The organism is Mesorhizobium zhangyense (genome assembly GCF_011045115.1).
Lineage (GTDB): Bacteria > Pseudomonadota > Alphaproteobacteria > Rhizobiales > Rhizobiaceae > Mesorhizobium_M > Mesorhizobium_M zhangyense.
This window is the reverse complement of the sequence record NZ_JAAKZG010000005.1, coordinates 40726-51993: the sequence shown is the minus strand read 5'-3', so window position 1 is coordinate 51993 and position 11268 is coordinate 40726. Positions and strand designations below refer to the sequence as shown.

11 protein-coding genes and 1 pseudogene are annotated in these 11268 nt (G+C 62.1%); 4 read left to right on the top strand and 8 right to left on the bottom strand.

The annotated features are described in order from the left end of the window. The 8 genes from G6N74_RS13030 to G6N74_RS12995 all read right to left on the bottom strand — a co-directional run bounded on the left by G6N74_RS13030 (position 1) and on the right by G6N74_RS12995 (position 6890). On the bottom strand, positions 1-756 hold the full coding sequence (locus G6N74_RS13030) for a hypothetical protein (RefSeq protein ID WP_165117974.1): 756 nt from the start codon (positions 754-756) through the stop codon (positions 1-3). A gap of 10 nt (positions 757-766) precedes the next feature. Continuing rightward, entirely contained in the window at positions 767-1669 is a 903-nt protein-coding gene (gene sucD, locus G6N74_RS13025) for a succinate--CoA ligase subunit alpha (protein ID WP_091908696.1), read from the bottom strand. Between the two features lie 8 nt (positions 1670-1677). Further along, positions 1678-2049 (bottom strand): cupin domain-containing protein, encoded by a 372-nt coding sequence (locus tag G6N74_RS13020; protein ID WP_165117972.1) that lies wholly within the window; start codon positions 2047-2049, stop codon positions 1678-1680. Between the two features lie 4 nt (positions 2050-2053). Next, on the bottom strand, positions 2054-3247 hold the full coding sequence (gene sucC, locus G6N74_RS13015) for an ADP-forming succinate--CoA ligase subunit beta (protein WP_165117970.1): 1194 nt from the start codon (positions 3245-3247) through the stop codon (positions 2054-2056). 10 nt (positions 3248-3257) lie between these two features. Beyond that, on the bottom strand, positions 3258-4226 hold the full coding sequence (mdh, locus tag G6N74_RS13010; RefSeq protein ID WP_165117968.1) for a malate dehydrogenase: 969 nt from the start codon (positions 4224-4226) through the stop codon (positions 3258-3260). A 214-nt stretch (positions 4227-4440) separates the two neighbouring features. Further along, positions 4441-5649 carry a cell division protein ZapE gene (gene zapE / locus G6N74_RS13005; protein WP_165117965.1) on the bottom strand — a complete coding sequence of 403 codons (1209 nt, stop codon included), beginning with the start codon at positions 5647-5649 and terminating at the stop codon, positions 4441-4443. Between the two features lie 105 nt (positions 5650-5754). Beyond that, on the bottom strand, positions 5755-6300 hold the full coding sequence (locus G6N74_RS13000; protein ID WP_165117963.1) for a protease inhibitor Inh/omp19 family protein: 546 nt from the start codon (positions 6298-6300) through the stop codon (positions 5755-5757). Between the two features lie 146 nt (positions 6301-6446). Next, positions 6447-6890 (bottom strand): VOC family protein, encoded by a 444-nt coding sequence (locus G6N74_RS12995; RefSeq protein WP_165117961.1) that lies wholly within the window; start codon positions 6888-6890, stop codon positions 6447-6449. 161 nt (positions 6891-7051) lie between these two features. On the opposite strand from G6N74_RS12995, the pseudogene G6N74_RS12990 reads away from it, so the two are divergent. The 4 genes and pseudogenes from G6N74_RS12990 to mtaB form a co-directional block, all read left to right on the top strand. Further along, positions 7052-8056: pseudogene (locus tag G6N74_RS12990) on the top strand (MBL fold metallo-hydrolase); the annotation flags it as partial. Positions 8057-8479: 423 nt separating this feature from the next. After that, positions 8480-8998, top strand: coding sequence for a Dps family protein (locus tag G6N74_RS12985; RefSeq protein WP_091908676.1), 519 nt, complete (start codon positions 8480-8482; stop codon positions 8996-8998). 93 nt (positions 8999-9091) lie between these two features. Continuing rightward, complete coding sequence (dapF, locus tag G6N74_RS12980) at positions 9092-9976, top strand: diaminopimelate epimerase (protein WP_165117957.1); 885 nt, start codon at positions 9092-9094, stop codon at positions 9974-9976. After that, positions 9976-11259, top strand: coding sequence for a tRNA (N(6)-L-threonylcarbamoyladenosine(37)-C(2))-methylthiotransferase MtaB (gene mtaB / locus G6N74_RS12975; protein WP_165117955.1), 1284 nt, complete (start codon positions 9976-9978; stop codon positions 11257-11259). The genes dapF and mtaB overlap by 1 nt, the downstream gene beginning before the upstream one ends. The last annotated feature ends 9 nt before the right edge of the window (positions 11260-11268 follow it).

Below are 11268 nucleotides of genomic sequence, written 5' to 3'. Positions count from 1 at the left end.
CTACGTTCTATTTTCCGGCCCGACGCGACTGAGCCGCCACATGCCGAAGGGATTTGAATAGATATCCATATGCCGATCGGGCTGATTTTCTTCTATGCTAAGCCGGTATGTCGGTCCGCCTTCTTCCCGACGGAAAGTTTGTCCAGCCGAAAGCACTGGTTGCTGATAAAGCTGGTATTTATTGAAATCGCGCAGCAGCGGCACTGACAACTGGAGCCCCTCGTCTGAAACGATCGAGTCCGACAGGCCAAAATTGCGCATGCCACAGCTATAGATTGTAGTGTCGTCAGTGACCGAATCGAGCACCATCAGCCAGTACAAACTGACAGATACAGTTTCCATCTCCTCAAACCATTGACTGGCCGTGAACGCTTTGCCAGCCGTTTCGACCTTCACTCCGATACCGCCGGCCTTTATCAAATGGGACGCCGCCTTTGCGATCGCCTCTGCCGTCTCAAGAGATTGCAGCTCTGTCGACTTCAAATAAACGACGCTTTTGTGTGCCTCGATTTCATCGAGGAAGTCGTCGCGAATCCGAGTCGCTATGCCTGCAGACGCAAAGGCTTCGGCCATACGCTCATCTCGATCGCAAAACTCGAAATCGAACGCCTTCTTATTCGGCCCGTGCGTCATGATCACTCCTGTCACGAGGTAATCACCGTCAGGCCTCGACGCCTCGGCAACAGCCCGCACAAAAGCCCTCTGGTCCTCCCACGGACCCGGAATGCAGAGAATGATCTTGTCCTCAAGGGACATCAGCCCGACCCTACCCCTTGATCGCCTCAACCAGCGTCGTGCCGAGACGTGCCGGCGACGGCGACACGCGGATGCCTGCCGCTTCCATCGCCGCGATCTTGTCTTCCGCACCGCCCTTGCCGCCGGAGATCACAGCGCCTGCATGGCCCATGGTGCGGCCGGCGGGAGCAGTGCGACCGGCGATGAAGCCGGCCATCGGCTTCTTGCGGCCACGCTTGGCCTCATCGATCAGGAACTGCGCGGCGTCTTCCTCGGCCGAACCGCCGATCTCGCCGATCATGATGATCGACTTGGTCTCGTCATCGGCCAGGAACATTTCGAGCATGTCGATGAATTCCGTACCCTTGACCGGATCGCCGCCGATGCCGACGGCGGTCGACTGGCCAAGCCCGGCATTCGTCGTCTGGAACACCGCCTCATATGTAAGCGTGCCGGAGCGCGAAACAACGCCGACCGAGCCCTTGCGGAAGATGTTGCCGGGCATGATGCCGATCTTGCACTGGTCGGGCGTGACGATGCCCGGGCAGTTAGGACCGATGAGGCGCGACGTCGAACGGTCGAGGCGCGCCTTGACCTTGATCATGTCGGCAACCGGGATGCCCTCGGTGATGCAGACGATCAGCGGAATTTCCGCCTCGATCGCCTCGATGATCGCTTCGGCCGCACCTGCCGGCGGGACATAGACGACGGACGCATTGGCGCCGGTCTTTTCCTTGCCTTCGGCAACGCTTGCGAAGATCGGCAGGGTCTCGCCCTTGGCGCCGGTCCAGCTCTCGCCGCCCTTCTTCGGATGGATGCCGCCGACCATCTTGGTGCCGTGATAGGCCAGCGCCTGCTCGGTGTGGAACGTGCCGGTCTTGCCGGTCAGGCCCTGGACGAGGATTTTGGTGTTCTTGTCGATGAGGATGGACATTGTTTCCCCTAAAGCCGCTTGAGGTTTGCGACGGTCAATTCACTTTTCGCGTTACCGGTGTTGAGCGTCGTTGCCGGCTCGAACATCAGCACAACGGGTTCTTCGGTGATGGAGCGCGGCCGATGCTCGACGCCGCGAGGCACGACAATAAAGTCGCCCTCGCTTAGTTCGACCGGGCCATCGCGAAAATCGATGGCGATTTTTCCGCGCAGGACGAGGAAAGCCTCGTCCTCATTGTCATGCGCGTGCCAGTCAAACATCGCACCGAATTTGGCGACCTTGGCCTGCGCATCGTTCACGTCGCCGGCGATATGCGGATCGAAGACCTTATCGATCCTGGCATCCGCCGCCTCGACGAGATTTATCTTGCGCGGAGGCATCGGCTCAGCCCTTCACCGCCGCAACGATCTTCTTGGCCGCATCGTCGAGATCGTCGGCGGAAACGACGTTCAGGCCGCTCTCATTGATGATCTTCTTGCCGAGCTCGGCGTTGGTGCCTTCGAGGCGCACCACCAGCGGAACCTTGAGGCCGACTTCCTTGACCGCCGCGATCACGCCCTCGGCAATGACATCGCACTTCATGATGCCGCCGAAGATGTTGATCAGGATGCCTTCGACCGCCGGGTCGGCGGTGATGATCTTGAACGCCGCCGTGACCTTCTCCTTGGAAGCGCCGCCGCCGACATCGAGGAAGTTCGCCGGCTCAGCGCCATAGAGCTTGATGATATCCATGGTCGCCATGGCAAGGCCGGCGCCATTGACCATGCAGCCGATATTGCCGTCGAGCGCGACATAGGCGAGGTCGTATTTCGACGCCTCGATCTCCTTCGCGTCCTCTTCGGTCGTGTCGCGCAGTTCGAGCACGTCGGGATGGCGGAACAGGGCGTTGTTGTCGAACGACACCTTGGCGTCCAGCACGCGCAGGCGGCCATTGGTCATGACGATCAGCGGGTTTACCTCGAGCAGGCTCATGTCCTTCTCGACAAAGGCCTTGTAGAGGATCGGGAACAGTTTTTCGCCATCCGAAGCCGCCTCGCCCGAAAGCTTCAGCGCGCCGTTCAGCGCCTTTAGGTCTTCGGCGGTCACGCCCTTTTCGGGATCGATCGCAACGGTGATGATCTTTTCCGGCGTGTCGTGAGCGACAGCCTCGATATCCATGCCGCCTTCGGTCGAAACCACGAAGGCAACGCGGCCAACGGTGCGGTCGACGAGGATCGAGAGATACAGTTCGCGGTCGATATCGGCGCCGTCCTCGATATAGAGGCGGTTGACCTGCTTGCCGGCCGGGCCGGTCTGCTTGGTTACCAGCGTGTTGCCGAGCATTTCCTTGGCGTTGGCGACGACGTCTTCGATCGACTTCGCCAGCCGCACGCCGCCCTTGGCGTCCGCCGAAAGCTCCTTGAACTTGCCCTTGCCGCGGCCGCCGGCATGGATCTGGCTCTTCACCACATAGAGCGGTCCGGGCAGTTTCTTGGCAGCAGCCTCGGCCTCGCCTGCGTTGAAAATCGCAACGCCTTCGGCAACCGGCGCGCCAAAGCCCTTCAGCAGCGCCTTGCCCTGATATTCATGGATGTTCATGAGCCGATCCTCACTTGCCGCCGAGATTGGGCGAAATGCCGACGCAGGCTTCGCAAAGGCCCTTCACGGCCGCGACCGACGTCTCGAACATCTTTTCTTCCGTCTTGTTGAAGTCGATCTCGATGATGCGCTCGACACCACCGGCACCGATCACCACCGGCACGCCGACATACATGTCCTTCACGCCGTACTGACCGCTGAGGTAAGCAGCGCATGGCAGCACGCGCTTCTTGTCGCGGAGGTAGCTCTCGGCCATGGCGATCGCGGAAGCGGCCGGCGCGTAATAGGCCGAGCCGGTCTTGAGCAGGCCGACGATCTCGCCGCCGCCCTTGCGGGTACGCTCGACGATGGCGTCGAGCTTTTCCTGGCTGGTCCAGCCCATCTTGACGAGGTCCGGCAGCGGAATGCCGGCAACCGTCGAATAGCGCACCATCGGCACCATGTCGTCGCCGTGGCCGCCAAGCGTCATGGCGCTGACATCCTCGACCGAAACCTTGAACTCGTCGGCGAGGAAATAACGGAAGCGGGCCGAGTCGAGCACGCCGGCCATGCCGACGACATGGCTCTTCGGCAGGCCGGAGAACTTCTGCAGCGCCCAGACCATGGCGTCGAGCGGGTTGGTGATGCAGATGACGAAAGCGTTGGGCGCATACTTCTTGATGCCGGCGCCGACCTGCTCCATCACCTTGAGATTGATGCCGATCAGGTCGTCGCGGCTCATGCCGGGCTTGCGCGGCACGCCGGCGGTGACGATACAGACATCCGCACCCTCGATGCCGGCATAGTCGTTGACGCCGGTATAGCGCGCGTCGAAGCCGTCGACCGGCGAGGATTCAGCAATATCGAGGCCTTTGCCCTGCGGAATGCCCTCCGCGATGTCGAAGAGGACGACGTCGCCGAGTTCCTTGAGGCCGATCATATGGGCGAGCGTGCCGCCAATCATGCCGGAACCGATGAGGGCTATCTTGTTGCGTGCCATGTGAGGATGTTTTCCCTTTGTCTGTAACCGGGCGCGATGGCGCCGGTGGATAGAGCGTTTAGGCCAGATGGATCAGGGTTATGCAGCCAGAATTTCGCCGTTGGAATTAGACCCATAGGGTACAAAATTCAACCGATTATTTTGACCTCAAGGATTTCAATCGGTTAGAACCATTTGGAATTACGTAAACGTCAAAGTTTTCGCGAAATGACCATCACGCTGTCAAAGATTTGCCGGCTTCTGCGGTCTCTTCGGCCGTTTTGGCCTGGCGCACCGCCCAGTCGTCGAGCCAGTCGCGGCTCTGCATTTCCATCAGCCGCGACGTGGTGCGGTCGAATTCGAAAGCTTCCGTGCCGCGCTTGCCGACGTAAAGCTCCTGCGGCGGCGCTTCGGCGCTGACCACCAGCCGGACGTGATGGTCGTAGACCGTATCTATGAAGAGAATAAAACGCTTGGCCTCGTTGCGCCGGTTTTCGGCCAGCACCGGCACATGGTCGACGAAGATCGTCGAGAAGCGCCCGGTGATCGCCAGGTAGTCGCGCGCGCCATGCGGCTTTTCGCAAAGCTCGGCGAAGGTGAAGCGCGCCGCATCGCCGGCAGCGACCGGCACGGCCACCTGTCGGCCCTTGACCGTCAGTGACGCAGCCTCTGCCAGCGCGCCATGGGTCATCGCCTTCCAGGCCTCGTCCATCTGCCGGTCGGTCTCAGCGCCCGGCGGCGTCATATAGACCGGCATGCGGTTCAGCTTCTCAAGCCGGTAATCCTTGTCGGCATCGAGGTCGAGCACGTCGGCATGACGCTTGAGAATGCTGATGAAGGGCAGGAAAAGCGCGCGGTTCAGCCCATCGCGATAGAGATCGTCGGGCGCGACATTCGAGGTTGCCACCAGCACGACGCCTTGCGCAAAAAGGGCCGAAAACAGTCGCGACAAGATCATCGCGTCGGCGATGTCGGTCACGGAAAACTCGTCGAAGCACAACACCCAGGCCTCGTCGGCAAGTGCTGCCGCCACCGGCGGGATCGGGTCGTCTTCCTTCGTCTCGCCGTTCTTGCGGGCGAGGCGGTGCTTCTGGATACGATCCTGCACATCGGCCATGAAGTCGTTGAAATGGATGCGCCGTTTGCGCCGCACCGGCACCAGCTCGAAGAACATGTCCATCAGCATGGTCTTGCCGCGGCCGACATCGCCATGGATGTAGAGCCCTTTGACGGGCGCCTGGTTCTCGCGCTTCTTGCCGAACAGCCAGCCGAGCGCGCTGGATTTCTGCGCCAGCCGTTTTGAGCAAAGCTCGTCGATCAGCCGGTCGAGTGCGCCGACGATGACTTCCTGCGCCGGGTCGCGCTCCAGCGCGCCCGTCTCGGCGAGATGGTCGTAACGCTGCCTGACGGTAGCTCGCGTCTGGATACCGTCACGCAGATGCATTGATCATGTCTCTGGAGATCCGTGGTCGAACTGTCGGGCACGACCCCCGAAAGCCGCGGGCTTTCTTACAGGATCGTGCGCCGAAATAAAGACGCGGCTTGCGTCTTATCTGCTGAGCGAGATCGGGACGCCGCTCTCGGTCTGGCCGTCGAATTTCGAAGCGCCGGAAGAATAGAGGCGCGCCAGCGTTCCGCCGTTCTCGTCATAGAGGGTGAGCTGCTTGCCGGCGACATTCCACGACTTCACGCCGTCGATCGGAGCCGGGCAGCGCAGCGGGCCGGCGCGGAAACCCTGGCCGAACTTGGTCTGCGGAGTGGCGACGCGGCAGCTCTGGCCGGAAACGGAAGCATTCCAGACGCCGGCGACGCTGCCGGCCGAAAGGTCGGGCGCATTGGCGTCGGGCTGCGGAGCGGCAGCAGGCGGCAGGCCGGCGACCTGCGTTCCGGCACCCGGTGCACTCGGAAACTGCGACGGATCGGTCGTACCGGGAGCAGCCGGAGGCGGCAGCGTGCCGGTTGTGACGCGGCCTGCCGGAGCAGCCGGAAGCGGCGCGGGCTGCGTGTCCATCGAAGACATGCGATCGCTCTGGCACCCGCTTGCCGCCAGCGCCAGAAGCGATACGGCCAACAGGCCCGTTCTCGAAAAAATCATCTAAAACCTCCGTCGGAGCCCGGGTCCGCCACCCGCTTAAATTCACCATCCCTACAAACAGGGCGATAATGGGCAGATTTCAACCGCATATGGTTAAAATACGGTTTGCGGCAGCGGTTGTTGCAAAAATATCGCAGAATCTCGGCTCAACCAGCGATGGCCAGGCTCGGCACGAAGACATAGCCGTCCGGCCCGACGATATGGCATTCGCGAATGCCATGCGGCTTGTCGACCGAACCGGCCAGGACGATGTGATCCAGCTTGCGCGCCATGACTTCGATTCGATCGGGATCGGCGCCGTAGAGCCTGATCTCCAGCCCCGCGCCCCGTGTTTCCACGCCGGTGATGACACCCGTCATCGGATTGTTGAGATAGGAATGGTCGGCATGCAGCATGAACACAGAGCCGAGAAGCTGGATCGCGGCGAAATCCTCGTCGGCATAGATGATCTGCGCGCCGAGAACGTCCCGGCAGAAAGCTTCCATGGGCGCGATCTCGCGAACGAGAAGATTGACGCCGATGCCGCGCGGCAGCGAGCGGCCGAAATCGTCCGCCGCCATCCAGGGCTGCTTGGTTCGCTTCTTTGCCATGGCGTTCCTCCACGTCCGCGCTCATTATGACGCCCGCCGGAACCTATCAAGATTTCACGCGCCTCCATTAGCCCTTCGTGTCGTCAAACGCTTGCGCCAGCCGTCCTGGCCCTTATCTTGATCGGGAACATAACGGGCGCATCGCTCGCAGGAGTTCCGCGATGGCCGGCAAACCGAAGACACCGAATCCCTATTATCAGGGTCCCAAGAGCGATCATTTCGACGGCCGCATCTTCTTCAATCCTGACGGCACCCCGCCCGGCAGCTTTTCGGCGCTGCTGAAATGGCAGCTCGGCGGCGGCCGCTCAAAATGGCCTGTCTCATGGCCGACGCCCTTCGCCCAGGCAAAACCGGCGCGAAAGATTGCCGGCGATGACCTGCGCGTCACCATGGTCGGCCATGCCTCGCTGCTGATCCAGGTCGCGGGGCTCAATATATTGACGGACCCCGTGTGGTCCGAGCGCGTGTCGCCATTCACCTTCGCCGGCCCGAAGCGCGTGAACCCGCCCGGCATCGCCTTCGAAGACCTGCCGCCGATCCACATCGTTCTCGTCAGCCACAATCACTACGACCATCTCGACGTCGCGACGCTGAAGCTTCTCCAAGTCGCGCACGACCCCTTGGTCATCACGCCGCACGGCAACGACATCATCATCCGTGCCGGGGCACCTGAAATGCGCGTCGTCACCGGCGACTGGGGCGACAGTTTCGAGTTTGAAGGCATCACCATCCATATCGAGCCGGCCCATCACTGGTCGGCGCGCGGCGCCAAGGACCGCCGCATGGCGCTGTGGGCCGGTTTCGTCATCGGCACGCCTGCGGGGAAAATCTACTTTGCCGGCGACACCGGCTTTCACGACGGCATCAACTACCGCCTGATTGCCGAGAAACACGGCGGCTTCCGCTTTGCCATATTGCCGATCGGCGCCTATGAGCCGCGCTGGTTCATGAAGCCGCAGCACCAGAACCCGGACGAGGCCGTGCAAGGCATGGTGCTTGCCGATGCCGCCTTCGCCGCCGGCTGCCACTGGGGCACGTTCCAGCTCACCAACGAGCCGATCGACGAACCCCGCGCCAAGCTGCATGAAGCGCTGGACACTCACGGCGTCGCCCGCGAGAAATTCCGCGCCATGCTCGCCGGCGAGGTCTGGGATGTGCCGGTGGTACTTACGAAAGCGGATATAGGAGCCCGAGCCGGCATGACAGCAAGCAAACTGGCAGGGCTGATCGACGTGTTCCAGGACGTCATTCATGCCCTGCGGCGGTTCGACAATGAAGATGATGTTGTCGCGGAAATGGAGGACATGCTCGCGCAGCTTCGATCGGGCTCGATGCCGAACAAGTTGAAGATGAAAGTTATTTTTGCGCCCACCGGCCCTCTTCAGGAGGTCAGCATAAGCAGTGGATGGGCTGATGAGTATCTGCGTCTCGCAAGCCGATTCGATGTGGAACTGGCGCAGGCATTTGCTTGAGATAGCCGGAACGACCTTTGCAGGCTGTTATGGTATGAATTTCGACATGGCCAAGGAACAGAGTTCAACGGCCAGCATTTCTGGAAGGCACCGCACAAACCCCTACAGGAGCTCATCATGCCGGATACGGACAAGGCCAAGAAGAACCGCAAGGCCCCACTCACCACGCCAACCGGCCTCGGCGACAATGCGCGACGCGACATCACCGGGGCGCTGAATGCCCTTCTGGCCGACGTTTTCGCAATTTATCTGAAGACCAAGAACTTCCATTGGCATATGAGCGGGCCGCATTTCCGCGACTACCATCTGCTGCTGGACGAGCACGGCGACCAGATTTTCGCCATGACCGACGTGATTGCCGAGCGCGCCCGCAAACTGGGCGGCACCACGCTGCGCTCGATCGGCCATATCGCTCGCCTCCAGCGCATTCCCGACAACGACGCCGACTTCGTGACGCCGGAGGATATGCTGGCCGAACTGCGCCAGGACAATGAGGCGCTGATCGCCTCCATGCGCTCTACCCATGATGTCTGCGACGAGGAAAACGACGTCGCCACAGCCAGCCTGCTCGAAAACTTCATCGACGAAGCCGAGCGCCGCGTCTGGTTCCTGTTCGAGATGACCCGCAACAGCTAGCATCGGCCAGGCCGATCACCACGAGGGGCGTTGCCATTGCGGCACGCCCTTCTCCACTGGTAATTCGCCGTCGTTTCCGCCATATAGGCCGAAATGAGCATGACCGCGCCTTTCGCCAAGATGAACGGGCTCGGCAACGAGATCATCGTTGCCGATATGCGGAGCCGTGCCGACCGCATTACGCCTGCTGCGGCCATCGCGCTGAACGCCGATCCCGCGACCAAGTTCGACCAGATCATGGCCATCTATGACCCGCGCACGCCGGGCACGATCAACTATATCGAGATCATCAATTCCGACGGCACCATGGCGCAGGCCTGCGGAAACGGCATGCGCTGCGTCGTCCAGGCGCTCGCCGCCGAAACCGGGCAGAAGATCTTCACCTTCGAGACCATCGCCGGCATCCTTAATGCCGAGGAACATGCCGACGGCCTGATCTCCGTCGATATGGGCATTCCGCGCTTCGGCTGGCAGGATATCCCGCTGGCCGAGGAATTCCGCGATACCCGCATGATCGAGCTGCAGATCGGTCCGATCGACGCGCCGGTGCTGCATTCGCCCTCGGTCGCCTCCATGGGCAATCCGCACGCGATCTTCTGGGTCGACGAGGATGTCTGGTCCTACGAGCTCGACCGCTTCGGCCCGCTGCTCGAAAACCATCCGATCTTTCCCGAGCGCGCCAACATCTCCATCGCGCAGGTCACCTCGCGCGAAAGCATGAACCTGCGCACCTGGGAACGCGGCGCCGGCTTGACGCTGGCCTGCGGTTCGGCCACCTGCGCGGCAGTCGTTTGCGCCGCCCGCACCAACCGCACCGGCCGCAAGGTCGAGGTCACCGTGCCGAGCGGCGGACAGCTGACGGTCGAATGGCGCGCCGACGACCACGTCGTCATGACCGGCCCGGCGGAGTGGGAATTTTCCGGCAACTTCAATCCCGCCACCGGCGCATGGCTGCGCGAAATCGAGGGCGCGGCCTGATGGCAGTCGATGTCGTCACATTCGGCTGCCGGCTGAACACCTATGAATCCGAGGTGATGCGCCGCGAGGCCGAGGCCGCCGGTCTTGGCGAACTCAAGAACGGCGCCGTCATCTTCAACACCTGCGCCGTCACCGCCGAGGCCGTGCGCCAGGCCAAGCAGTCGATCCGCAAGGCGCGGCGCGAAAATCCCGACGCCCGCATCATCGTCACCGGCTGTGCTGCCCAGACCGACCCTGCCGCCTTCACCGCGATGGGCGAGGTCGATCTCGTGCTCGGCAACGAGGAAAAGTTGAAGGCGCATAACTACCGCGCACTGCCCGATTTCGGCGTCAACGACACCGAAAAGGCCCGCGTCAACGACATCATGAGCGTGCGCGAGACGGCATCCCACATGGTCGATGCCATCGAGGGCCGGGCGCGCGCTTTCGTGCAAGTGCAGAATGGCTGCGACCATCGCTGCACCTTCTGCATCATCCCCTATGGCCGCGGCAATTCACGCTCGGTGCCGATGGGTGCGGTGGTCGAGCAGATCAAGCGCCTGACCGGCAACGGCTATGCCGAGATCGTACTGACGGGCGTCGACATGACCAGTTTTGGCGCCGACCTGCCGGGCACGCCAAAACTCGGAAAGCTGGTGAAGACGATCCTTGCGCAGGTTCCCGACGTGCAGCGGCTGCGGCTGTCGTCCATCGATTCGATCGAGGCGGACGACAACCTTCTCGACGCCATCGCCACCGAAAAGCGGCTGATGCCGCATCTGCATCTGTCGCTGCAATCGGGCGACGACATGATCCTGAAGCGCATGAAGCGCCGCCATCTGCGTGACGATTCGATCCGCTTCTGCGAGGATGTGCGCGCGCTTCGCCCCGACATCGTCTTCGGTGCCGACATCATCGCCGGCTTCCCGACCGAGACGGAAGACATGTTCGCGAATTCGGAAAAGATCGTCGAGGAATGCGGCCTGACCCATCTCCACGTCTTCCCCTATTCGCCACGCGAGGGCACGCCCGCCGCACGCATGCCGCAGGTTTCCGGCCGCGCCGTCAAGGAGCGCGCCGCGCGCCTGCGCGCCGCCGGCGAGGCTGCATACAGGCGGCATCTGGACAAGCTGGTCGGCACGAACCAGTCGCTTCTTGTCGAGCGCAATGGGATCGGCCGCACCGAAGGTTTCACACTGGCGGCCATCGATGGCGGCCAGCCCGGCGAAATCCTTGCCGCCACCATCACCGGCCATGACGGCGCACGGCTGACCGCCGCTGCCGCCGCCCGCCGCGCGGCCTGAGAAGCAAAG

What these genes read in the sequence shown, in the direction of transcription:
- G6N74_RS12995 (WP_165117961.1), bottom strand. Translation starts at nt 6,890, where the DNA reads ATGGCAAAGAAGCGAACCAAGCAGCCCTGGATGGCGGCGGACGATTTC.
- mdh (WP_165117968.1), bottom strand. Translation starts at nt 4,226, where the DNA reads ATGGCACGCAACAAGATAGCCCTCATCGGTTCCGGCATGATTGGCGGC.
- mtaB (WP_165117955.1), top strand. Translation starts at nt 9,976, where the DNA reads ATGGCAGTCGATGTCGTCACATTCGGCTGCCGGCTGAACACCTATGAA.
- zapE (WP_165117965.1), bottom strand. Translation starts at nt 5,649, where the DNA reads ATGCATCTGCGTGACGGTATCCAGACGCGAGCTACCGTCAGGCAGCGT.
- G6N74_RS12985 (WP_091908676.1), top strand. Translation starts at nt 8,480, where the DNA reads ATGCCGGATACGGACAAGGCCAAGAAGAACCGCAAGGCCCCACTCACC.
- G6N74_RS13000 (WP_165117963.1), bottom strand. Translation starts at nt 6,300, where the DNA reads ATGATTTTTTCGAGAACGGGCCTGTTGGCCGTATCGCTTCTGGCGCTG.
- sucC (WP_165117970.1), bottom strand. Translation starts at nt 3,247, where the DNA reads ATGAACATCCATGAATATCAGGGCAAGGCGCTGCTGAAGGGCTTTGGC.
- G6N74_RS13020 (WP_165117972.1), bottom strand. Translation starts at nt 2,049, where the DNA reads ATGCCTCCGCGCAAGATAAATCTCGTCGAGGCGGCGGATGCCAGGATC.
- G6N74_RS13030 (WP_165117974.1), bottom strand. Translation starts at nt 756, where the DNA reads ATGTCCCTTGAGGACAAGATCATTCTCTGCATTCCGGGTCCGTGGGAG.
- dapF (WP_165117957.1), top strand. Translation starts at nt 9,092, where the DNA reads ATGAGCATGACCGCGCCTTTCGCCAAGATGAACGGGCTCGGCAACGAG.
- sucD (WP_091908696.1), bottom strand. Translation starts at nt 1,669, where the DNA reads ATGTCCATCCTCATCGACAAGAACACCAAAATCCTCGTCCAGGGCCTG.